The sequence below is a fragment of the Stenotrophomonas riyadhensis genome (assembly GCF_040256885.1).
In the GTDB taxonomy this organism is placed as follows: Bacteria; Pseudomonadota; Gammaproteobacteria; order Xanthomonadales; family Xanthomonadaceae; genus Stenotrophomonas; species Stenotrophomonas riyadhensis.
Genome location: NZ_CP155568.1, coordinates 1,033,693 through 1,053,623 on the forward strand (window position 1 = coordinate 1,033,693; position 19,931 = coordinate 1,053,623).

24 protein-coding genes are annotated in these 19,931 nt (G+C 67.0%); 8 read left to right on the plus strand and 16 right to left on the minus strand.

The genetic code is table 11. The annotated features are described in order from the left end of the window. Positions 1–8: 8 nt before the first annotated feature. Positions 9–908 carry a LysR family transcriptional regulator gene (locus SriyCCGPB3_RS04830; RefSeq protein WP_110711393.1) on the minus strand — a complete coding sequence of 300 codons (900 nt, stop codon included), beginning with the start codon at positions 906–908 and terminating at the stop codon, positions 9–11. A 302-nt stretch (positions 909–1,210) separates the two neighbouring features. Here SriyCCGPB3_RS04830 and SriyCCGPB3_RS04835 point away from each other — a divergent pair, with 302 nt between their 5' ends. The 3 genes from SriyCCGPB3_RS04835 (at position 1,211) to SriyCCGPB3_RS04845 (ending at position 2,769) form a co-directional block, all read left to right on the plus strand. Further along, entirely contained in the window at positions 1,211–1,423 is a 213-nt protein-coding gene (locus SriyCCGPB3_RS04835; RefSeq protein WP_005408372.1) for a DUF4287 domain-containing protein, read from the plus strand. 95 nt (positions 1,424–1,518) lie between these two features. Further along, positions 1,519–1,968, plus strand: coding sequence for a GNAT family N-acetyltransferase (locus SriyCCGPB3_RS04840; RefSeq protein ID WP_153856474.1), 450 nt, complete (start codon positions 1,519–1,521; stop codon positions 1,966–1,968). 93 nt (positions 1,969–2,061) lie between these two features. Beyond that, positions 2,062–2,769, plus strand: coding sequence for a YitT family protein (locus tag SriyCCGPB3_RS04845; protein ID WP_088028269.1), 708 nt, complete (start codon positions 2,062–2,064; stop codon positions 2,767–2,769). 73 nt (positions 2,770–2,842) lie between these two features. Here SriyCCGPB3_RS04845 and SriyCCGPB3_RS04850 read toward each other — a convergent pair whose 3' ends face one another. Both SriyCCGPB3_RS04850 and SriyCCGPB3_RS04855 read right to left on the minus strand, forming a co-directional pair. Further along, the gene (locus SriyCCGPB3_RS04850; RefSeq protein WP_153856473.1) at positions 2,843–3,385 is read right to left on the minus strand and encodes a DNA-3-methyladenine glycosylase I; all 543 of its coding nucleotides are present in this window, start codon (positions 3,383–3,385) and stop codon (positions 2,843–2,845) included. After that, entirely contained in the window at positions 3,382–5,169 is a 1,788-nt protein-coding gene (locus SriyCCGPB3_RS04855) for a DUF4153 domain-containing protein (protein ID WP_153856472.1), read from the minus strand. Before SriyCCGPB3_RS04855 ends, SriyCCGPB3_RS04850 begins: the two co-directional genes overlap by 4 nt. 91 nt (positions 5,170–5,260) lie before the next feature. Here SriyCCGPB3_RS04855 and SriyCCGPB3_RS04860 point away from each other — a divergent pair, with 91 nt between their 5' ends. The 4 genes from SriyCCGPB3_RS04860 (at position 5,261) to SriyCCGPB3_RS04875 (ending at position 7,908) form a co-directional block, all read left to right on the plus strand. Further along, complete coding sequence (locus tag SriyCCGPB3_RS04860) at positions 5,261–5,827, plus strand: YqgE/AlgH family protein (protein WP_014036231.1); 567 nt, start codon at positions 5,261–5,263, stop codon at positions 5,825–5,827. 19 nt (positions 5,828–5,846) lie between these two features. Continuing rightward, positions 5,847–6,314, plus strand: coding sequence for a Holliday junction resolvase RuvX (gene ruvX, locus SriyCCGPB3_RS04865; protein WP_180846525.1), 468 nt, complete (start codon positions 5,847–5,849; stop codon positions 6,312–6,314). Between the two features lie 16 nt (positions 6,315–6,330). After that, positions 6,331–7,281, plus strand: a complete 951-nt coding sequence (locus SriyCCGPB3_RS04870; RefSeq protein WP_014036233.1) for an aspartate carbamoyltransferase catalytic subunit — start codon at positions 6,331–6,333, stop codon at positions 7,279–7,281. A 135-nt stretch (positions 7,282–7,416) separates the two neighbouring features. Then, a complete protein-coding gene (locus tag SriyCCGPB3_RS04875) occupies positions 7,417–7,908 on the plus strand; it encodes an REP-associated tyrosine transposase (RefSeq protein WP_153856471.1) in 492 nt (163 codons plus the stop codon). 102 nt (positions 7,909–8,010) lie between these two features. Here the strand turns inward: SriyCCGPB3_RS04875 and SriyCCGPB3_RS04880 are convergent, their stop codons facing one another. Beyond that, the gene (locus SriyCCGPB3_RS04880) at positions 8,011–8,826 is read right to left on the minus strand and encodes a prolyl oligopeptidase family serine peptidase (RefSeq protein WP_153856470.1); all 816 of its coding nucleotides are present in this window, start codon (positions 8,824–8,826) and stop codon (positions 8,011–8,013) included. Positions 8,827–8,962: 136 nt separating this feature from the next. Between SriyCCGPB3_RS04880 and SriyCCGPB3_RS04885 the strand changes: the two genes are divergently transcribed. Next, positions 8,963–9,871 (plus strand): hypothetical protein, encoded by a 909-nt coding sequence (locus tag SriyCCGPB3_RS04885; protein WP_162622010.1) that lies wholly within the window; start codon positions 8,963–8,965, stop codon positions 9,869–9,871. Positions 9,872–9,881: 10 nt separating this feature from the next. Here the strand turns inward: SriyCCGPB3_RS04885 and SriyCCGPB3_RS04890 are convergent, their stop codons facing one another. The 12 genes from SriyCCGPB3_RS04890 to lptA form a co-directional block, all read right to left on the minus strand. Continuing rightward, positions 9,882–10,148: a hypothetical protein gene (locus SriyCCGPB3_RS04890; protein WP_110711404.1), complete on the minus strand. Its 267-nt coding sequence runs from the start codon at positions 10,146–10,148 to the stop codon at positions 9,882–9,884. 63 nt (positions 10,149–10,211) lie between these two features. Further along, complete coding sequence (gene mgtE, locus SriyCCGPB3_RS04895) at positions 10,212–11,573, minus strand: magnesium transporter (RefSeq protein ID WP_110711405.1); 1,362 nt, start codon at positions 11,571–11,573, stop codon at positions 10,212–10,214. Positions 11,574–11,760: 187 nt separating this feature from the next. Beyond that, positions 11,761–13,530: a phosphoenolpyruvate--protein phosphotransferase gene (ptsP, locus tag SriyCCGPB3_RS04900; protein WP_164162768.1), complete on the minus strand. Its 1,770-nt coding sequence runs from the start codon at positions 13,528–13,530 to the stop codon at positions 11,761–11,763. Between the two features lie 2 nt (positions 13,531–13,532). After that, entirely contained in the window at positions 13,533–13,802 is a 270-nt protein-coding gene (locus SriyCCGPB3_RS04905) for an HPr family phosphocarrier protein (protein WP_046983647.1), read from the minus strand. Continuing rightward, entirely contained in the window at positions 13,795–14,187 is a 393-nt protein-coding gene (locus SriyCCGPB3_RS04910; RefSeq protein WP_350259922.1) for a PTS sugar transporter subunit IIA, read from the minus strand. The genes SriyCCGPB3_RS04905 and SriyCCGPB3_RS04910 overlap by 8 nt, the downstream gene beginning before the upstream one ends. Positions 14,188–14,490: 303 nt before the next feature. After that, positions 14,491–15,375, minus strand: a complete 885-nt coding sequence (gene rapZ / locus SriyCCGPB3_RS04915; RefSeq protein ID WP_153856467.1) for an RNase adapter RapZ — start codon at positions 15,373–15,375, stop codon at positions 14,491–14,493. 27 nt (positions 15,376–15,402) lie between these two features. Next, complete coding sequence (hprK, locus tag SriyCCGPB3_RS04920; protein WP_005408388.1) at positions 15,403–16,353, minus strand: HPr(Ser) kinase/phosphatase; 951 nt, start codon at positions 16,351–16,353, stop codon at positions 15,403–15,405. Beyond that, the gene (locus SriyCCGPB3_RS04925) at positions 16,350–16,802 is read right to left on the minus strand and encodes a PTS sugar transporter subunit IIA (RefSeq protein WP_110711411.1); all 453 of its coding nucleotides are present in this window, start codon (positions 16,800–16,802) and stop codon (positions 16,350–16,352) included. The genes hprK and SriyCCGPB3_RS04925 overlap by 4 nt, the downstream gene beginning before the upstream one ends. Before the next feature lie 21 nt (positions 16,803–16,823). Beyond that, the gene (hpf, locus tag SriyCCGPB3_RS04930; protein ID WP_004147311.1) at positions 16,824–17,141 is read right to left on the minus strand and encodes a ribosome hibernation-promoting factor, HPF/YfiA family; all 318 of its coding nucleotides are present in this window, start codon (positions 17,139–17,141) and stop codon (positions 16,824–16,826) included. A gap of 58 nt (positions 17,142–17,199) precedes the next feature. After that, positions 17,200–18,621: an RNA polymerase factor sigma-54 gene (locus SriyCCGPB3_RS04935; protein WP_350259923.1), complete on the minus strand. Its 1,422-nt coding sequence runs from the start codon at positions 18,619–18,621 to the stop codon at positions 17,200–17,202. A gap of 39 nt (positions 18,622–18,660) precedes the next feature. Next, complete coding sequence (gene lptB / locus SriyCCGPB3_RS04940) at positions 18,661–19,380, minus strand: LPS export ABC transporter ATP-binding protein (protein WP_010483646.1); 720 nt, start codon at positions 19,378–19,380, stop codon at positions 18,661–18,663. Then, a complete protein-coding gene (lptA, locus tag SriyCCGPB3_RS04945) occupies positions 19,380–19,931 on the minus strand; it encodes a lipopolysaccharide transport periplasmic protein LptA (RefSeq protein ID WP_350259924.1) in 552 nt (183 codons plus the stop codon). The genes lptB and lptA overlap by 1 nt, the downstream gene beginning before the upstream one ends.

The following is a 19,931-nucleotide window of genomic DNA, read 5'->3' on the forward strand; positions in this document are numbered from 1 at the left end:
CGCACACCTCATCCCGCCATCGGCCCGCGCAGCGCATCAAGCACCGTGCGCATCGCTACGGTGACGTGGCGGCGCGACGGGTAATACGCGTAGTAGCCATCGAAGTGCGGGCACCAGTCGTCCAGCACCGACTGCAGGCGGCCATCGTCCAGCATCGGCTGCACCTGGTCCTCCGGCAGCCAGGCCAGCCCGCTGCCGGCCAGCGCGGCAGCACGGGTCATGCCCATGGTGTTGAAGGTCCATTGTCCGGTCACGCGCAGGCTCAGTTCGTTGCCGTCCTGGCCGAAATCCCACGGCATCAGCCCACCATGCGTAGGCAGGCGCAGGGTGATGCAGTTGTGGTTGGCCAGGTCGTGCGGATGCCGTGGCACCACATGCTGGCGGAAGTAGCTGGGTGCACCGACCACGCGCATGCGCAGCGGCGGGCTGATCGGCACGGCGATCATGTCGCGGGCCAGGCGTTCGCCGAGGCGGATGCCGATGTCGTAGCGCTCGGCGACGATATCGGCCAGGCCGTAGTCGGTGGTCAGTTCCACCTTCAGGTCCGGATACTGCTGCAGCAATGGCGCCAGCCGCGGCCAGGCAAGGTACTCGGCGGCATGGCCGGTGGCGTTGATGCGGATGGTGCCGGCCGGGCGTTCGCGATACTCCGTCAGCGCGGCCAGCTCATCCTCGATCTCTGCCAGGCGTGGAGCGAGGGTCTTGAGCAGGCGGGCGCCGGCCTCGGTGGTGGACACGCTGCGGGTGGTCCGGGTCAGCAGGCGCACGCCCAGGCGCTCTTCCAGGCCACGCAGGGCATGGCTGAGCGCGGACTGGGAGACACCCAGCTGGGCGGCCGCCCTGGTGAAGCTGCCTTCGCGGGCGACGTGGACGAAGGCCTGCAGGTCGTTGAGGTTTTCACGGGGCATGGCGGGATGATACGGCCGGGCTGCGCCCGGCACCTGCCGAAACAACGTCAATGGCAACGTCAAAAGCTGGCTTCCCGTGGGAGACGGGGTGGCTCAGGTTGCGGGGGACGGCGCAAGTACGTCCATGTAGCCTCGGTCGCGCCATCCATGGCGCTCACGCCCCCGCAACCTGAGCCGCCCCGCCTTCGACAATTTCCCGCGAGCTGTTGGAACGGCTCCGACCCCATTCTGTGTAGGCGTGTGGGGATGTCGATTTCAGGGACTGTGGTTCGTCGAATGAATGACTTCAACGGGAGCTGCACATGAGCACTGACACCAAGCCGAAAGGCCCGGCCTCGTACTTCCCCTCCATCGAGAAGACCTACGGGCAGCCGGTGACGCACTGGTTCGGGCTGCTGGCGGGGAAGAAGGGCCTGAAACACATGGAACTGGTCAGCTTCCTGAAAAGCGAGCATGGGCTGGGCCACGGCCATGCCAACGCGCTGGTGGCGCATCACCTGGCCGGCAAGGGTTGAGCAGGCAACGCTGCGCTGAACGGCCGTGTGGGGCCTCGCCACACGGCCTTCAGGGTCGGGCAGACTGGGCGTCCATCCCGAGGCAGGACGCCCTCATGCAGGTCACGCTGGAAGCGATCACCCCCGACAACTACGAAGCGGTATGCGATCTCGACGTCAGCGAGGCGCAGCAGGACTTCGTCGCTGGGAATACCTGGTCGCTGGTGCAGGCAGCATTCCATCCCGGCTACCAGACCCGCGCCATCCAGGCCGATGGCGAGCTGGTCGGGTTCTTCATGTGGGTGCCGGAGACGCCGCAGCGGACGTCGATCTGGCGCTTCATGGTCGATCAGCGCTGGCAGGGGCGTGGCATCGGGCGGCGCGCGCTGGAACTGGCGCTGGCGCAGATCCGGGATACGCCCGGCCTGGCCGAGGTCGAGATCTGCTACAACCCGCACAATCCGGTGGCGGGCGCCTTCTATGGCAGCTTCGGTTTCGTCGAGATCGGCATGGACGACGATGGCGAGGACATGCTGGCCGTGCTGCCGGTGACGCCTCCGGAATAACCTGAATGGGCGAGCGCAGCTGAACGATTTCATCTGCAACTGTCATGCAGATCGTGTCTAATATCGCTCCCCACCTGCTGTTCCCCCACCCGTATGTCCCTTCCCGCCCATGGCCCCGCGCCGTGCGACGACGCTGACGGCCACCTGGTCACCGCCGGTCCGCTGACCCCGCCGCCCGACAGTGCCGGCACCACCGCCGACGAAAAAGCGCTGCGCCACTCGATCGCCGAGGACGTGCAGGGCATGGTGCTGGCCACGATGGTGGCCTCGCTGGGCCTGGCCATCTTCGCCAAGGGTGGGCTGATGATCGGCGGCATGGCCGGCATGGCGTTCCTGCTGCACTACGCGATGGGCTGGAACTTCGGCCTGGTGTTCGTGCTGGTCAACCTGCCGTTCTACTGGGTGGCGCTGCGTCGCATGGGCTGGGAATTCACCCTGAAGACCTTCGCTGCGGTCACCGCCTGTGGCGTGCTGACCGACCTGCTGCCGCGCTGGATCGACTTCTCGCACATCAACCCGCTGTATTCGGCGATCGTGGGCGGTGCGTTGTCCGGCCTGGGCATCCTGTTCTTCATCCGGCACCGTGCCAGCCTCGGTGGTATCGGTATCCTGGCGGTGTACCTGCAGCGCACCCGCGGCTGGAGCGCGGGCAAGGTGCAGATGTCCTACGACGCCTGCCTGATGGTGGCCGCCTTCTTCGTGTTGTCGCCGTCGAAGGTGCTGTACTCGGCAATCGGCGCGGTGGTGCTCAGCCTGGTGCTGATGTTCAATCACCGCCCGGGCCGCTACATGGGCGTGTGACGATTCGACGGTAGTGCCGGCCGCTGGCCGGCAACACCTGAGGCGTCCCGAGGCTGCCGGCCAGCGGCCAGCACTACCGGGAGGCCTGTAACCACGGCGGCGACAGCGTCAGCAGCCGCGCATGCACCGGGCAGTCCTCGGCATGCGCACCGGGCAGGTAGCCCAGGCTCATCAGGAACTCGCCGGTGATCTCGCCGCCGGTGAAGCGGAAGGTCTTCTTGAACAGCTTCACCCAGTCGGCCTTGCTGCACGGGTGGTGCGCGTCCAGCCACGCCGCGAAGCTGCCATGGTTGGCCCGCAGCTGCTGGATCACCTGCGCGTTGTGGATTGCCGCCAGCACCTTCAGCCGGTTGCGGATGATGCCTGCGTCCGACAGCAGGCGTTCGATGTCCTGCTCGGCATACGCCGCCACGCGGTCCACATCGAAACCGTCATAGGTAGCGCGGAAGCCCTCGCGCTTCTTCAGGATCGTTTCCCAGCTCAGCCCGGCCTGGTTGATTTCCAGCACCAGCCGCTCGAACAGCTCGCGCTCGTCACGCTGCGGAAAGCCGTACTCGTTGGCGTGGTAGTAGTCGTGCACCGGATGGCCCGGGGCGATGAGGCAGTAACCGCTCATGGGGAAGACTCGTTGGATTCGGGTTCGGGATCGATGGCCAGCGCGGGGCGTCCGCCGATGGACAGCATCGGCCAACGCGGTGGCACAAGAGTGAGTTCGCCATCACGCAGGGCCTGGTTGATCGCCTCGGCCTGGCCGCTGACGGTGCCGAACAGCGAACCGGCCCGGCGCCAGTGGGCATCCCTGCCACGTGCGTACAGCACGCAGTCCGGGCCACGGTGGGTGTACAGCTCGCACAGCAGCACTTCGCCGGTGCCATCGCCGTCCAGGTCGCGATGCACGATCAGGCAGTCGCGCTCGCTCTGGGCGCAGGATTCGCCATTGATCGAACGTGTGGCCAGTGCCTGCCACCAATCGTCCGGCGGCGAGCTGGATCCCTTGGCCAGCTTCAACGTGCGCTGCAGGGCGACGATGTCCTGCGGCCCCTTGTCGAGGCGCTGTCCGTCGTCCCAGCGCGTGGTACGTGCCAGCGCGGCAGCGATCACCTGTGGCGCGTTGGCATCGGCGGTGATGGCTGGATCACGCTGCAGCTCGCGCAGCGCCTGCACGCCACGGCGCCCAAGATCGAAGCGCAGCACGTTGACGTCGCTGCTGGTGATCGCCGGCGGGTCCGCGCGCAGCCGCTCCAGCTGGCTGGACAGGGTCAGCCGCACCGGGTCCAGCAGCGGCGAGTTGCCCAGCAAGGCCAGTGCCAGCACCGCCCAGCACATCCATCGGTTGACCGGCTCCAGCATCTGCAACCAGCGGCTCTGCCGGCGCAGCACCGCCAGCGCGTAGCCCACGGCATAGCCGGCCACGGCCAACGCGACGAGTACTGCCCAGAACCGGTCCATGGTCCAGCCGTACTGCACCACGCGCAGGCCCAGTGCGTACAGCGCCAGTGCGGCGTAGACCGGCAGTGCCAGCAGGCTGGCTTCAACCAGCCGGCGCAGCAGCAGGGGGTAGGGAGCGCTGTCTTCTCCCTGCTGGTAGACCGCATTGGTGAACGTCACCAGCAGCAGCGACAGCACCAGCAGCAGGCTGGCGGCCGAGCGGGTCTTCCACAGCGGTTCCAGCCCGGTCAGCGGCAGGCTCAGCACGAACAGCACGGCGATGAACGACAGCAGCGGCAGCAGTCCGCGGCAGATCGCGAACAGCACCTGGCGGGTGATCTGGATCGCGCGGTGCTGGGTGCGCCCGATCAGCACGCCGAACCCGGCCAGGCTGCCGGTGGCCAGTGCGATGAACGCGTCCTGCCGGAACAGGTCACGGAAGACGGTCACGTCGAGCAGCTGGAACAGCGCCGCCCACAGCCACAACAGCAGCCAGGTCAGCCCGGTGAACAGCGCCGCCAGGGCCAGGGTCAGGCCGTTCTGCCAGGCGCGCTCGAACAGCTCCGGATAGCTGGCGCGCCAATGCCCGTGCTGCAACTGGAACTGCCACCAGGGCAGGGCCACGAACACTGCTACGGCCATGCCCACGGTCAGCGGGAACTGCAGCGCGCCCGATTCCAGTGCGGTCTCGCCGTTGAGGTTCCAGCCGATCCAGGCGGCCAGCGCCAGCACCACCACCGAGCCGAGCACCGCCTGCAGCCACAGGCGGCGCTGGCCCAGCTCGACCAGGCTCAATGCCACCGCGCTGGGAATGGCCAGCACCCAGGCGTACCAGCAGTAGCGCCAGCCGATATCGCGGAACGGCCACGCATCGGACAGTTCCTGCGCGGCATACAGCATCAGACCCTGCAGCAGGGCGATCAGGACGATGGCGCTGCGTGCCGGCAGGGTCAGGGGCGATGAAGACTGCATCGATGACCTTCCATGGCAAAGCACCATCCTAGCCCATCGCGGTTCGGCGCCATCGCGCGACCATCCCGCCCCCAGCAGGTAGAATGGGCCCATGCCTGTAACGCCGACCTCCCTTGCCGATCACCTGCTCGTCGCGCTGCCGTCGCTGCTCGACGCGACCTTTGCCCGCAGCGTCGCGCTGATCTGCCAGCACGACGAGAACGGCGCAATGGGCGTGCTGGTCAACCAGCCTTCCGAGTACACGCTGGGTGAAGTGCTTGCACAGATGGACATCACCACCGGTGATGGCGACCTGCAGGCGCGCATGGTGCTCAATGGCGGCCCGGTGCATCCCGAACGCGGCTTCGTCATCCATGACGACGCGCGCGCGTGGGATTCCAGCCTGACCGTGGGCGAGGGCCTGTACCTCACCACCTCGCGCGACATCCTCGAAGCGATGGCGCGCGGCGAAGGCCCGGCCAATGCCGTGGTCACCCTCGGCTGTGCCGGTTGGGGTGCAGGGCAGCTGGAAAGCGAGCTGTCCGAGAACAGCTGGCTGACCGTGCCGGCCGATGCCGAGCTGGTGTTCCAGCTGCCGCTGGAGCAGCGCTGGCAGGGTGCGGCCTCGCGCATCGGCGTGGACTTGTTCCGTCTGACCGATTACAGCGGCCATGTCTGAGCCGACCGCGCCCGCACCGGTGTCTGCTGCCCCGGCGATCCGCCGTGACGGCACCGTTCTGGGGTTCGACGTCGGCTCTCGCCGCATCGGCGTGGCCATCGGCAGTGCCTTCGCTGCGCATGCGCGCGCGGTGGCGGTGGTCGACGTGCACGGCAATGGCCCGGACTGGACCGCGATCGAACGCCTGCTCAAGGAATGGAAACCCGACGGCCTGGTGGTCGGCGACCCGCTGACCCTGGATGGCCAGGACCAGCCCAACCGCAAGCGTGCGCAGGGCTTCGCCCGCCAGCTGCGGGAACGCTTCAAGCTGCCGGTGGTGATGATCGACGAGCGTTCCAGCTCGGTCGAAGCCGCACGCCGCTTTGCCGTCGAGCGCGCCGAAGGGCGCAAGCGCCGCCGTGATGCGGCCGCTCTCGACGCCGTCGCCGCCGCGGTGATCATCGACCGCTGGCTGTCGTCCCCCGACGACGCCACCCCCATTCCCTGACTGCACGACTCCCGCCATGACTGCCCAGCAAATCGATGCCTCCGGACGCCTGCGCCACCTGTTGACCCTCGAGGGCCTGCCGCGCGAAACCCTGCTGCAGTTGCTCGACCGGGCAGGGCAGATCCGCGATGCCGCGGTCGGTCGTGTCGGCAACAAGCGCCACGTGCTGGCCGGTTCGGCGGTGTGCACGCTGTTCTTCGAACCGTCCACGCGCACCCGCAGCTCGTTCCAGCTGGCTGCGCAGCGCCTGGGCGCCGATGTGCTGAACTTCGATGCCTCGACCTCGTCCACGCGCAAGGGCGAAACCGCCTGTGACACGCTGCGCAACCTGGAAGCGATGGGCGTACGCGGCTTCGTGGTGCGCCACCCCGATGATGGCGCCGTGGCCGCGCTGGCCGAAGCGGCCGGCGAGGGCACCGCGCTGATCAATGCCGGTGACGGCCGCAGCTCGCACCCGACCCAGGGCCTGCTGGACATGCTGACCCTGCGCCAGGCCAAGGGCCCGGATTTCTCGAAGCTGAAGGTGGTGATCGTCGGCGACGTAAAGCACTCGCGCGTGGCCCGCACCGACCTGCATGCGCTGCGCACGCTGGGCGTGGGCGAGATCCGCGTGTGTGGCCCGCAGTCGCTGCTGCCCGACGACGAGACCCTGAAGGGCTGCGTGGTCGGCGATGATTTCGACGCGATGCTGGAAGGCGTCGACGCGCTGATGATGCTGCGCCTGCAGCGCGAGCGCATGGAAGAAGGCCTGGTGCCGTCGCTGGAGCAGTACCACGCGCAGTACGGCCTGACCAACGAACGCCTGGCGCGCGCGGGCAAGGATGCCGCGGTGCTGCACCCGGGCCCGATCAACCGCGGCGTGGAAGTGACCGACGAGGTGGCCGACGGCCCGCAGTCGTGGGTGCTGCGCCAGGTCGCCAACGGCGTCGCGGTGCGCATGGCCGTGCTGGAAACGCTGCTGGGCTGATCGCCACTCTGGTAGGTGTCAACCTTGGTTGACACTGCTGGTGTGGTGGGTGCCAACCTTGGTTGGCACTGGCCTACCCGGACCAAGGTGATTTCCCGATGTTCAGGGAACATGCGCCCGCCCATGCTCTTCTGCATGAACAGCACCCGACTCCTGCTAGGCCGTCATTCCAGTATCGGCCAGAGCTACATCCTCACGACGAACGTGCATGGCCGGGCGGCTCTGTTCGCCAATGAAGCCGTTGCGGCTACCGCCATGCAGGAGTTCCAGCGTCTGGATCTGGAAGGTCTGACCCATTCGATCGCCTACGTGGTCATGCCGGATCACGTCCACTGGTTGATGCAGCTGCGCGCGGCATCGCTCGACGTTGTCATGAAGCGCTTCAAGTCGCGTACGGCGGTGTACGCAAACAGGGTACTGGGCAGGGTAGGGCGCTTCTGGCAGTCCTGCTATCACGATCACGCGATCCGCTCTGATGAATCGCTGTTCCGGCACGCAATGTATGTGATGGCGAAGCCGATCAGGGCGGGGCTGGCAACGCAGCTTGGCGAATACCCGCATGCGTGGTGTGAGTGGGAACTCGAAGGTTACTGTGCCAAGGCGGAGTTCATGGGGGCGGACAGATAGTGCCAACCAAGGTTGGCACCCACCGAAAGCAGGTTCCAACCTTAGTTGGTACCTACCCAAACCAGGCTCCAACCAAGGTTGGCAGCTACCAGAAGCTGCGGTTCAGCGCTTCTGCGCGAACAGCCACGCCCACATCGCCGGGTCGGCGTAGGTGGCGTCCCAGGCATTGTGATTGCCTTCCGGGTACTCGGTGTAGCGCACGTCGCGTGCGTGGGTGCCCTGGAATGCGCTGTGCAGCCTGCGGTCGTCATCCGGCGGAACCACGTCATCCTGCGCGCCGTGGAAGATCCAGATGGGGGTGTGTTGCAGTCGCCTGGCGATCACGGCATAGGGATCGGATTCCTGGGCCACCTGTTCAACGAACAGGGTCGGCCGCTTCGCGCGCGGTACGAACACGGCACCGCATACCGGCACGATCGCGGCAAAGCGGTGCGGGTCATCCAGCGCAATGTTCCAGCTGCCGTAGCCGCCCATCGACATGCCGGTCAGGTACTGGCGCGCCGGATCGGCGCCGAATTCGGCGATGGTCGCGTCCAGCGCAGCCACGGCCATGCGGTTGTTGCGGCCGCTCCATTCCGAGTGCTTCGCTGCCTGCGGGAAGACGACCAGGGCCGGGAAGTCGGCGTGCTCGCGCAGATACGGCCCCAGTCCCGAATACGTCTGCTTGACGCCGTCCCGGCCGCGTTCGCCCGAGCCGTGCAGGAACAGGATCACCGGGATGCCCATGCTGTTGCCGGAGTGTGCGGGGCCTCCCGTCCGCACTCCGGCCGGAATGAAGACCTGGTAGTAGGCGGTCTCTCCGTCCACCTTCACGGCGCGGCCTTCGAAGTGGCCGCGCGCGCTGTGGGGTGTGCTGGCGCAACCGGCCAACATCATCAGCGACAGCAGTGGCAGCCAGCGGGGAAGCGATCGCAGCATGACGGAGCCCCAGTACATGGAATCCCTTTCATGCTATCCCCGCTCGTGCGCCAATGCCTTCTGCAGCGCAATAGGCCCCATCGGCAATCGTTTGCGCAGTGGGCACACGCGGAGCAGAATGCGGAGAGCTATCGGAGTGGCGCAGCCGCACATCATGGAACGAGGCAAAGGGATTATGGTCTGCGCGGCGCTGCTGGTGCTGGTCGCGGGATTGACATGGAAGGGGCTGCAGGCAGGCACGCATTCCGTGCCGGAAGCTTCCGACAGCCAGAGTGAGCCTGGCAGAGCGCCACCTTCGCAGTCTCCGCACCCGGCGGCGCGGCTGAACCGGGCCGATGCAGACTATCAGACCGCAGTCTGGTTGCTTCCGCGGGCGCAGGAACTGGCCAGTCGTTCCGACGCAGGTGATGCCGAGGCGAGCTATGAGCTCAGCCTCATCTATGGGGAATGCGTCTCGTTCTTCGATCCAACCCAGGACGAACCCACGGGCATGCCGCCCGATCGCAGGCCGGCGTTGTATCGCAGTGGTGCCTGGCTGTCCCAGCGTTGCGACGGCATCGATCGACAGGACGCGGGTGAAGCGTCGTTCCGCTACCGCCGACGGGCCGCCGAGCAGGGGCACTTTGCCGCGCAGATCATCGAGCGCTACTTTGGCGGCATGCTGCAGGGCGCATCGAGGCCTTCCACGGATGAACAGGTGTCGATCATCGAGAAGGCGCTTGCCCGCAACGATGGCCAGGCCTATCTCGCCTTGTCGGAAGGCCTGTCCTACGACCCGGGTGGCGTGCATGAGGCGCTGGCGCCCTATCCGGCCGGCACCGACGTGGATGCTGCTGCGTGGATGCTTGCTGCCTGCGATGCCGGTGTGCCGTGTGGCGCGGATTCGGTGCTGCTGCACGAGCTGTGTGGCACTGCAAGCCTGTGTGGCGAGGATTCGGTCGAGGCCGCACTCGGATTGAAACTGTCTCCGGAGGAGCTCGTCGTGGCGCGGCAGCAGGCCGATGCGCTGGCCATCCGGTCACGTGACCTGCGCGGGCGCCGCTGAGCGCAGGCCGTCAGTCCGCGCGCGGGAAACTGGCGATGATGTCCAACTGCTCCTTCGCCTCCGCATTGCCTTCGGCCGCCGCCGCCTGCACCTGCGCCATGTCCGGGTGCAGGACCACCAGCAGTGGATTCTCACAGACCGGGCAGTCGTACTCGGTGGCGTCCTCGTCCAGCTCCATCACCATGGCGCGCGAGCTGCCCTTCCATTCGCAGGCCGGGCAGGTGTGCTGCTGGTCGCGCCAGCCGGGCTGGAAATAGTTCTCGATCGTTGTTGCCATGGGATGTTCCGGGAAGGGAAGGGGGCCGGAGCCCTGCGTCGCAGGGCTCCGCGCCCGCAGGGATCAGTGCAGCAGCACCAGCGTGGCCAGGCCGAGGAAGGTGAAGAAGCCCATCGAGTCGGTCACGGCCGTCAGGAAGATGCCACTGGCCAACGCCGGATCGAAGCCGAAGCGTTTCAGGGTGAGTGGCACCAGCACGCCGGCCAGCGCCGCGAACAGCAGGTTGCAGGTCAGTGCAATGGCGATCACTGCCGACAGCCCTGGCGAGTGGAACCAGGCCAGCACGATCAGGCCCAGGATCGAGCCGAGCAGCAGGCCGTTCAGCGCGGCGACCCGCACTTCCTTCCACAGCAGCGTGCGCGCGTTGGAGGCACCGACCTGGCCCAGCGCCAGGCCGCGCACCATCAGCGCGAGCACCTGGGTGCCGGCATTGCCGCCGAGGCCGGCCACGATCGGCATCAGCACTGCCAGCGCGACCAGCTTGTCGATCGTGCCCTCGAAGTGGCCGACCACGCTGGAAGCCAGGAAAGCCGTGCACAGGTTGACCGACAGCCACATCAGGCGGCGGCGCATCGCACGCCAGACTGGACTGAACAGATCCTCGTCCTCGTCCAGACCGGCGGCGCCCAGCGCCTGGTGCTCGGCCTGGCCGCGGATGATGTCGACCACGTCATCGATGGTGATGCGGCCAACGAGGATGTTGTTCTCGTCCACCACCGGCGCGGAGATCCAGTCATGGTCGGAGAACTGCCGCGCGACCTCCTGGTCGCTCTCGCCGACGTCGATGGCCGGCTGCTCGTCGTCGATCAGGCGGTTGATCGGCGTGGTGTCCTCATGGGTCACCAGTGCTGCCAGCGACACACGGCCGAGGTACTGATGGCGCCGGCTGACCACGAACAGGTGATCGGTGTGGTCGGGCAGCTCGCCGCGCAGGCGCAGGTAGCGCAGCACCACGTCGACGTTGACGTCGGCGCGGACCGTCACTACGTCCGGATTCATCAGGCGGCCGGCGCTGTCCTCGGGGTAGGACAGCACCTGTTCCAGCCGCTCGCGGTTCTCGCGGTCCATCGACTTGAGGACTTCGTCGATGACCGTGTCTGGCAGGTCTTCGACCAGGTCGGCCAGATCGTCGATGTCCAGGTCTTCGACCGCGGCGATGATCTCGTCCGGGTCCATGTCTGCGAGCAGGCTTTCGCGCACGTCTTCGCCGACGTGGACCAGGACCTCGCCATCGTCTTCCGGATCGACCAGGCCCCACACCACCTCGCGCTTGCCGGGCGGCAACGACTCGAGCAGGTTGCCGATCTCGGCCGGGGCCAGGGTGTTGACCAGGCGACGCACCGGGCCCAGCCGTCCGCTGTCCAGTGCATCGGACAGCATCCGCAGTTGGCGCGCAGTCTTGTCGTGGCGTACAGCTTCAGCCATCGCAGCTCCCGCGGGATAAGAAAAGCCGCGATCCCGGCAAGGATGCGGCAACAGGGGTGTTCAGCGCGTCATTATCGCAAGGGGATGTTTCAACGCATACCCCGACGGGAGGCTGGGGTCAGATCCCTTTTCCACAGGAAAAGGGATCTGACCCCGCGCGTGCATGCCCGGCGAATCAGCAGGGCGCTCAGGGCGTATCCGCCACCAGCGCCAGCCAGCGTTCGATGGCGCGGCGGTCGCGCGCGGACAGCAGCTTCGGCGCACGGGCGCGCAGTGTCCCCAGGTCGGCTTCGCGGATCGCACGGCGTACCTCCAGCAGCGTGCCCGGGTGCAGGCTGAATTCGGTCAGGCCCAGCGCCAGCAGCAGTGGGGTCATCCGCGCATCGCCTGCCATCTCGCCGCAGACCGCCACCGGAATGCGATGCCGCGCGCCGGTCTCGATCACCATCTGCAGCAGCCGCAGCACGGCCGGATGCAGCGGTGAATACAGCTCGCCCAGTGCCTCGTTGTTGCGGTCGGCGGCGAGCAGGTACTGCACCAGGTCGTTGGTGCCGATCGACAGGAAGTCGACCAGGTCGATGAAGCTCTCCAGTGCCAGCGCCGCGGCCGGCACCTCGATCATCGCACCCAACGGCACATGGTCGGACACCATGTGGCCTTCGCCGCGCAGCTGTTCGGTCAGCTTGAGCATGCGTCGGCGCACCGCCAGCAGCTCCTCGCGGGTGCTGACCATCGGCACCAGCACCCGCAGCTTGCCGTAGGCCGAGGCACGCAGGATCGCGCGCAGCTGGGTATCGGCCACCTTCGGCCGTGCCAGCGACAGGCGTACCCCGCGCAGTCCCAGGGCCGGGTTCTCTTCATTGCTCAGGGTCAGGCCGGTGCGGTCGGCCTTGTCCGCGCCCAGGTCGAGCGTGCGGATGGTGACCGGTCGCCCGCTCATGCCCAACGCGGCATCGCGGTAGGTCTGGAACTGTTCTTCTTCGTCCGGCAGCTCGTTGCGCTGCAGGAACAGGAACTCGGTGCGGTACAGGCCCAGCCCCTGCGCACCCAGCGCGTGCGCCTGGGTCACATCCTCCAGCGATTCGGCATTGGCCAGCAGGGCGATGTCGACCTGGTCGCGGGTACGGCTGGGCTTGCTGCGCAGGCGGCCGAGCTCGCGCTGCTCGCGCGCATGTTCTTTCAGCCGGGCGCGGTAGTCCCGCAGATTGTCGGCCTGCGGGTTGGCGGTGATGCTGCCGTCGGCGCCGTCGATGATCAGCACATCGCCATCGGCGATGCGGCTGAGCAGCTGCGGCACGTTGACGATCAGTGGCAGGTGCAGGCTGCGTGCCAGGATCGCGCTGTGCGACAGCGCGCTGCCGGCGGCAGTGACGATGCCGACCACGCCCTGGGCCTGCAGTTGCGCCAGCTCGGACGGGGCGATGTTGTCGCAGACCAGGATCTCGCCGGCCAGGCCCTTCACCGCCGGTGGCCGTTCGGGCTGCAGGAAGGCGTGGATGCGGCCGATCACGTGGTCGAGATCGTCCATGCGGCTCTTCAGGTAGGCATCGTCCATGCCATCGAAGACCTTGGCCAGGCGGTCGCGCTGCAGGCGCAAGGCATAGCCGGCGCTGTACGGGCCGCTGCGGATCAGCTCATCCAGCCCGAACAGCAGCTCGGGGTCATCCAGCAGCAGGGCATGCAGGTCGAGGAACTCGCCTGCCTCCTGGTTCAATGCACCCTGCAGGCGCTGCCGCAGTTCGTGCATTTCCACGCGTGCGGCGTCCACCGCCCGGTGCAGGCGGGCCAGTTCGGCCTCGACCTGGCTGGTTGCGACACGTTGTTCAGCGACTTCCAGTGCATGCGGCAGGCGTACGCGGGCCCGGCCCATCGCAGTGCCACGGGCCGCACCATGACCGGCCAGCAGCTGTACCGGCCGCTGGCCGGAACCGAGCTGCCCGGCGCGTGCGCGTGGCACGCTCAGTTGTCCTCGTCGAAGCGGCGTTCGAACAGGCCGACCACCGCCTCCATCGCGGCGGCTTCGTCCTCGCCGTTGATCCGCACCGTGACCGGAGTGCCCTGGCCAGCGGCCAGCAGCATTACGCCCATGATGCTCTTGGCGTTGATCTCACGGCCCTTGGCGGCCATGGTCACGTTGCAGCGGAACGGCGCCAGGGTCTGCACCAGCTTGGCGGTGGCCCGGGCGTGCAGGCCCAGGCGGTTGCTGACGGTGAGTTCTCGTTCAAGCATCGTCGACTATCGCTCCATTACGGGTACCCGCCGCGGCTGTGGCGGGCAGTTGATCCAGTCCCTGTTCCGGATAATTCATCACCCGCAGCAACATCGGCAGGCTCAGCGCCGACACCCGGCGAACCGGGGTCCCCAGCCGGGCCAGCTGCCCGGCAAGGTTGGCGGGGCTGGCGCCGTACAGGTCGGTCAGGATCAGCACGCCTTCCCCCCCATCGACCCGCCGCAGGGCGGCCGAGGCGAGCGGGAGCAGGGCGTCCAGGTCTGCGTCGAACGGTACTTCGAAAGCTTCGGTTTTCAGCGGCAACTGCCGCAGGAGCCGGGTCGCCACGTCAAGCAGGCCGGTCCCGACCCCGGGATGTGTTACGAGGAGAATGCCACAGGTCATTACTGCACGTTAACAGGTCAAGGTGAATCGGCGATAGCAGCAGATGAGGGGCACTGTGTCCCGTATTCAGCGTTACCGGGGTCAGAGCCCTTTTCCCCTGGAAAAGGGATCCGACCCCATGCGTTTTTCGATGCCTGACCGGGATTCATCCACGCATGGCGTGGATCTACCGTGTCGACCAAGGTCGACACCTACCAACAGCACACCGCCTCGCCATCCCACGGAATGCCGCTTTTGCTTTTGCTGTTGCCGGCCAGCGGCCGGCACTACCAGCGGGTGCCGGGTGCAGCCCGGCCGACCCCCTCAATCCTGTTCGCGGTGATACGTCGCCACGTCTTCCCAGCCCATCTCGCGGGCATGCCGCGCCATGCGCTCGGCCAGGAACACCGAGCGGTGCTTGCCGCCGGTGCAGCCGAACGCCACGGTCACATAGCTGCGGGTGCCATCGCCCAGCTTCGGCAGCCAGGTATCGAGGAAATCCATCAGCTGGGTCAGGTAACGCTGCACGTCCGGCTGCGCTTCCAGGTAGTCGCGCACGCCGGGCTCACGACCGCTGAGCGCACGCAGATCCGGATCCCAGTGCGGATTGGGCAGCACCCGCGCATCGAACACGAAGTCCGCCTCGGCCGGTACGCCGCGCTTGTAGGCGAACGATTCGAACAGCAGCGACAGGCGCGTGGCGTGGTCCAGCGCGAACTCGGTGATGATGCGCCGCCGCAGCTGGTGCACATTGAGGTTGCTGGTGTCGATCACCGCATCGGCCTCGCGGCGCAGCGGCGCGGTCAATTCACGCTCGCGGGCGATCGCTTCGGGCAGTGACAGGCCCAGCTGGCTCAACGGATGGCGGCGGCGGGTGTCGGCGTAGCGCTTGAGCACCGCCTCGTCGCTGGCTTCGAAGAACAGCACCTTCACTTCCACGCCGGCGTCGGTGGCGAGCTGCCGCCAATCGCCCAGTTGGCTCAGGTCGGCCTGGCCGCGCACGTCGATGCCCACCGCCAGCCGGCGCGGCGCGCTGCCGTCATGGTTGGCCAGCAGGCTGCGCACGAAGTCCGGCAGCAGGTGGATCGGGAGGTTGTCCGAGCAGTAGTAGTCCTGGTCCTCGAAGGTCTTCAGGGCGACGGATTTACCCGAGCCGGACAGGCCGCTGACGATGATCAGGGTCGGGGCGGTGGGGGTTGCGGTGCTCATGGACAGGCTCTTCGAAGGGCAGGGGAATCAGGGTGTTCGCCGTTCCAGCAGGTTGCTGTGACGGGCGATGAACATCGCCGCCGGGTCGATGCCCTTGGTGCGCAGGATGTGCAGGCGGGTGGCGGCCTCGGTCAGCACGGCCAGGTTGCGGCCAGGCATCACCGGCAGCGTGATCAGCGGTACATCCAGGTCCAGCACATGGCGGGTGCCCGAATCGCCGGTCAGGCGCTCGTAGCCATGCGGGGTGGGTTCGGTCATCGGCTTGGTCAAGTGGACGATCAGCCGAAGGTACTTGTTCTTCTTTACAGCCGTGTCGCCGAACATCTCGCGCACGTTCAGCACGCCCAGGCCGCGCACTTCCAGCAGGTCCTGCAGCAGTTCGGGGCAGGTGCCATCGAGCACGTCCGGGGCGATCTGGGTGAATTCGGGGGCATCGTCGGCGACCAGGCGGTGGCCGCGGCTGAGCAGCTCCAGTGCCAGCTCGCTTTTACCCGACCCGGCCTCGCCGGTGATCAGCACGCCGATGGAGTAGATCTCCATGAACACGCCATGCAGGATCACCCGCGGCGCCAGCGTGCGGGCCAAGTGGTAGGACAGGTGGTTGAGCAGTTCGTGGCCGCGCTTGGGCGACAGCCACAGCGGCGTGCCGGATTCGTCAGCGGCGGCACGCAGGTCTTCCGGGCAGGCCTGGTTGCGGGTCAGCACCAGCGCCAGCGGGTGCGACTGCATGATCTTTTCGATGGTCTCCCAACGCTGGCGCGGTTCCAGTGCATCCAGCCAGGACAGTTCCTCGGTGCCCAGGATCTGCACCTTGTTGGGGTAGATCGCATTGAGATAACCAGCCAGCGATGGACGCCGCGAGACCGTGTTGCCGGCCTCCAGTTCGCGCTTCTCGCCGGACTTGCCGGCAGCCCAGCGCAGCCCCAGCCGCTCGCGCTGCTGTTCGAACAGTTCACGGGCGGTGATGCTGGTATTCATGCGGCACTCGCAGGTGGGGTCATGTCCAGCGCCTCGCGCAGCGCCCGGGCATCGCCCGCTTCGCGCAGGGCCTGGCGGATCTCCGGCGCCGAGAACAGCTCGGCCAGCTCGGACAGCAGCATCAGGTGCTGGTGGGTGTAGTGGGCGGGGACGGCCATGGCGAACACCAGGTCCACCGGCTCGTCGCCGCCGAAGTCGACCGGGGAGGCCAACCGCAGCAGGGCGCCGCGGGGGCGGTCCAGGGTTGGCGCGCGGCCGTGGGGAATGGCGATGCCGTGACCGATCGCGGTGCTGCCCAGCGCTTCGCGCTGGCACAGGTTCAGATAGATCTGTTCGGCGTTGGCCTGGCGGCAGGCCAGCAACCCGGCGGCGGCCTGCAGGACGCTGTCGCGGTCGGTGGCCGTGCAGAGCTGGGTCTGCACGGCCGCCAGGAGGTCAGTCAGGGGCATGTCTGCGGGGAACGGTGGCGATCAGCCACCATTGTCGCCCACCGGCAGCGGTGCGTGCTGCTGTTTTTTCTCCTTGTGCTTGATCACCAGACGGTCAAGCTTGTCCGCAAGCAGGTCGATCGCGGCATACATGGTCTGGGCATTGGCCTCAGCGTGCAGGGTCTGGCCGGGAATGTTGAGGCTGGCGTCGACGTGGTGTTCGGTCTTCTGCAGCTTGAGGGTCACCCGCGCTTCGCAGTGCTGGTCGAAGTGTTTGCCGATCCGGGCCAGCTTCTCCTCTACATAGGACTGCAGGGCCGGGGTGACTTCGACATCTTTGCCAAACGTTTCGATGCGCATCGGGTTTCTCCTGTGTTCGGATGTGCCAATGAACCTCTCCGCCGGGCGCGGCGGCGCGTCAAGCGATTCTGACCCTTTCGTGCGAGGCGGAAATGTTCATGGCTTCACGATACTTCGCCACGGTGCGTCGCGCTACTGGAATTCCCGACGATTTGAGCAGGTCAGCCAGCTTGGCGTCAGAAAGCGGCTTGCGCGGGTTCTCGTCGTCGATCAGGCGCCGGATCATCGCCTGGATGGCCGTGCTGGACGCCTCGCCACCGCCCTCGGTATCGATGCCCGAGGCGAAGAAGGCGCGCAGCGGCAGGGTGCCGCGCGGGGTACGCACGTGCTTGCGGGCGATCGCGCGCGAGACCGTGGATTCGTGCAGGCCGAGCTCGGCGGCGATCTCGCGCAGGGTCAGTGGACGCAGTGCCTGCTCGCCGAATTCAAGGAAACCGGCCTGCTGCTGGATCAGGCTGCGCACGACGCGCAGCAGGGTTTCGCCGCGCTGCTGCAGTCCTTTCAGCAGCCAGCGCGCTTCCTGCAGCTGGGTACGCAGGTAGCCGGCATCGGCATCGCCACAACGTCGGATCAGCTGTTCGTAGCCGCGGTGGATCACCACCTTCGGACCGGCGTGCGCGGCCAGCGCTGCGCGCCACACGCCGTTCTGCCGCCACACCACCACATCCGGCACCACGTAGGTGTCCGGCGACAGCGGTGCGATCTGCGTGCCCGGGCGCGGGTCCAGCGAACGCAGCAGGGTGACCGCCGTCTCGACCTCGTCCAAGGGCTGTTTCAGTTCATGGGCCAGCCCGGCGACGCCACTGCGCGGCAGCCGTTCCAGCGGGCCTGCGGCAATCTGTCGCGCCAGCACCAGGCCGGGTGTATCGTCGGCCAGCACATCCAGCTGCAGCTGCAGGCATTCGCCGAGCGTGCGTGCAGCCACGCCGACCGGGTCGAAACGCTGGATGCGATGCAGCACAGCGAGGATCTCATCCTCGTCGGCGTGGATCGCCGGCAACAGGGTTTCGGCGATGGTGGCCAGCGGTTCGCGCAGGTAGCCGTCGTCGTCCAGCGCATCGATCAGTGCAGCGCCGATGCTGCGGTCATGCGTGGAAAGATGCGACAGGTGCAACTGCCACAGCAGGTGGTCGGCCAGCGTTTCGGTTTCGGCCACGCGTTCGGCGGCGCTGCCGATATCGTCGTCATCGTCGAAGCTGCCTCCGCTACCGGACGCGCTCCAGTCCAGTTCGGCCGGTGCCCAGTCGTCGCCGGCATCGGTGCGTTCTGCGGGAGCTTCGCTGTCGTTGCCATCGCCGGCTTCGCTGGCGGTGCTGCCGTCGTTGCTGTCGGCCCAGTCCAGCAGCGGATTGCTCTCCACCGCCTGTGCGATTTCCAGCTCCAGCTCGGTGCTCGACATCTGCAGCAGCTTGATCGCCTGCTGCAGCTGGGGCGTCAGCACCAGCTGCTGTCCCAACGATGTCTGCAGCCGAGTCTTCATGCCTGTGCCGAAAGGAAGGAGAGGGACCCGGCGACTGCTTCACAGCTTGAAGGAATCCCCGAGGTAGACGCGACGCACATCGGCGTTGTCCAGGATCGCTTCCGGCGAACCCTGGGCCAGCACGCTGCCCTCGGCGAGGATATACGCGCGGTCGCAGATACCCAAGGTCTCGCGCACGTTGTGGTCGGTGATCAGCACGCCGATGCCACGTTGCTTGAGATGGGTGACGATGCGCTGGATCTCGCCGACCGAAATCGGGTCGACACCGGCGAACGGTTCGTCGAGCAGGATCAGGCGCGGCTGCGCGGCCAGGGCACGGGCGATCTCGCAGCGGCGGCGCTCGCCACCGGACAGGCTGGCGCCGAGCTGGTCGGCGACGTGGCCCAGCTGCAGTTCGTCGAGCAGGCTGTTCAATTCGCGCTCGCGGCCCTTCGAGTCAAGGTCCTCGCGCAGCTCCAGTACCAGGCGGATGTTGTCGGCCACGGTCAGCTTGCGGAACACCGACGGCTCCTGCGGCAGGTAACCCACGCCCTGCTTGGCCCGGGTATACATCGGGTCGCCGGTGATGTCCTTGCCGTCGAGCACGATGCTGCCGGCGTCAGCGGCAACCAGGCCGACGATCATGTAGAAGCAGGTGGTCTTGCCGGCGCCGTTGGGGCCGAGCAGGCCGACCACTTCACCGGCGTCGAGGGTCAGCCCGAAGTCCTTGACGACTTCGCGTTGCTTGTACTTCTTGCGCAGGCCCTTGGCGACGAGCATTACTTCTTGCTCCCGGCCGGCGGTGCCGGCGTAGTGGCCTTGGGCTGTGCCGCAGGTGCGGCCGGGGTCTTGTTCTTCGGCGGGATGACGGTGCGCACGCGGCTGCCGTCGCCACCGGAGTTCATTTCGCCGGTGCGGGTGTTGTAGACCATGCGCTGGCCGGCATTGGTGCCGCGCGCGCTGGTGACCTTGTAGTTGCCGGTCAGGGTAATGATCTCGGTCTTGATGTCGTAGTCGATGCGATCGGCCAGCGCGTCCATCCAGGTGCCATCATCGAGCTGCTGCTTCATCTTGGCCTGTTTGCCGGTGAACACCGCACGCACGGGCTCGCCGTCCTTGAGGTAGATCTCGGCCTCGGACGAGCGCAGGTCCAGCGTGCCCTGGGTGATGATCACGCCCTGCGACAGCACGGTCTTGCCGTCGCCGGTGAGCATGCCCGACTGGGCGCCGGAATCGATGTGCATGTCTTCGTTGCGGTCGGTGGACTTGGCGAAGGCGGCGCTGGGGACAAGAAGACCGAGCGCGAGTACGGCGGCAAAGGGAATCTTCAT

Coding starts and splice junctions, on each gene's coding strand:
- hpf (WP_004147311.1), bottom strand. CDS start 17,141: ATGCGCATCGAAACGTTTGGCAAAGATGTCGAAGTCACCCCGGCCCTG.
- rapZ (WP_153856467.1), bottom strand. CDS start 15,375: ATGAGCACCGCAACCCCCACCGCCCCGACCCTGATCATCGTCAGCGGC.
- lptB (WP_010483646.1), bottom strand. CDS start 19,380: ATGCTCGTCGCCAAGGGCCTGCGCAAGAAGTACAAGCAACGCGAAGTC.
- SriyCCGPB3_RS04845 (WP_088028269.1), top strand. CDS start 2,062: ATGTCCCTTCCCGCCCATGGCCCCGCGCCGTGCGACGACGCTGACGGC.
- SriyCCGPB3_RS04935 (WP_350259923.1), bottom strand. CDS start 18,621: ATGAAGACTCGGCTGCAGACATCGTTGGGACAGCAGCTGGTGCTGACG.
- SriyCCGPB3_RS04830 (WP_110711393.1), bottom strand. CDS start 908: ATGCCCCGTGAAAACCTCAACGACCTGCAGGCCTTCGTCCACGTCGCC.
- SriyCCGPB3_RS04860 (WP_014036231.1), top strand. CDS start 5,261: ATGCCTGTAACGCCGACCTCCCTTGCCGATCACCTGCTCGTCGCGCTG.
- lptA (WP_350259924.1), bottom strand. CDS start 19,931: ATGAAGATTCCCTTTGCCGCCGTACTCGCGCTCGGTCTTCTTGTCCCC.
- SriyCCGPB3_RS04890 (WP_110711404.1), bottom strand. CDS start 10,148: ATGGCAACAACGATCGAGAACTATTTCCAGCCCGGCTGGCGCGACCAG.
- SriyCCGPB3_RS04875 (WP_153856471.1), top strand. CDS start 7,417: ATGAACAGCACCCGACTCCTGCTAGGCCGTCATTCCAGTATCGGCCAG.
- SriyCCGPB3_RS04855 (WP_153856472.1), bottom strand. CDS start 5,169: ATGCAGTCTTCATCGCCCCTGACCCTGCCGGCACGCAGCGCCATCGTC.
- SriyCCGPB3_RS04880 (WP_153856470.1), bottom strand. CDS start 8,826: ATGCTGCGATCGCTTCCCCGCTGGCTGCCACTGCTGTCGCTGATGATG.
- SriyCCGPB3_RS04925 (WP_110711411.1), bottom strand. CDS start 16,802: ATGCCCCTGACTGACCTCCTGGCGGCCGTGCAGACCCAGCTCTGCACG.
- SriyCCGPB3_RS04835 (WP_005408372.1), top strand. CDS start 1,211: ATGAGCACTGACACCAAGCCGAAAGGCCCGGCCTCGTACTTCCCCTCC.
- SriyCCGPB3_RS04840 (WP_153856474.1), top strand. CDS start 1,519: ATGCAGGTCACGCTGGAAGCGATCACCCCCGACAACTACGAAGCGGTA.
- SriyCCGPB3_RS04905 (WP_046983647.1), bottom strand. CDS start 13,802: ATGCTTGAACGAGAACTCACCGTCAGCAACCGCCTGGGCCTGCACGCC.
- SriyCCGPB3_RS04910 (WP_350259922.1), bottom strand. CDS start 14,187: ATGACCTGTGGCATTCTCCTCGTAACACATCCCGGGGTCGGGACCGGC.
- SriyCCGPB3_RS04850 (WP_153856473.1), bottom strand. CDS start 3,385: ATGAGCGGTTACTGCCTCATCGCCCCGGGCCATCCGGTGCACGACTAC.
- mgtE (WP_110711405.1), bottom strand. CDS start 11,573: ATGGCTGAAGCTGTACGCCACGACAAGACTGCGCGCCAACTGCGGATG.
- SriyCCGPB3_RS04870 (WP_014036233.1), top strand. CDS start 6,331: ATGACTGCCCAGCAAATCGATGCCTCCGGACGCCTGCGCCACCTGTTG.
- hprK (WP_005408388.1), bottom strand. CDS start 16,353: ATGAATACCAGCATCACCGCCCGTGAACTGTTCGAACAGCAGCGCGAG.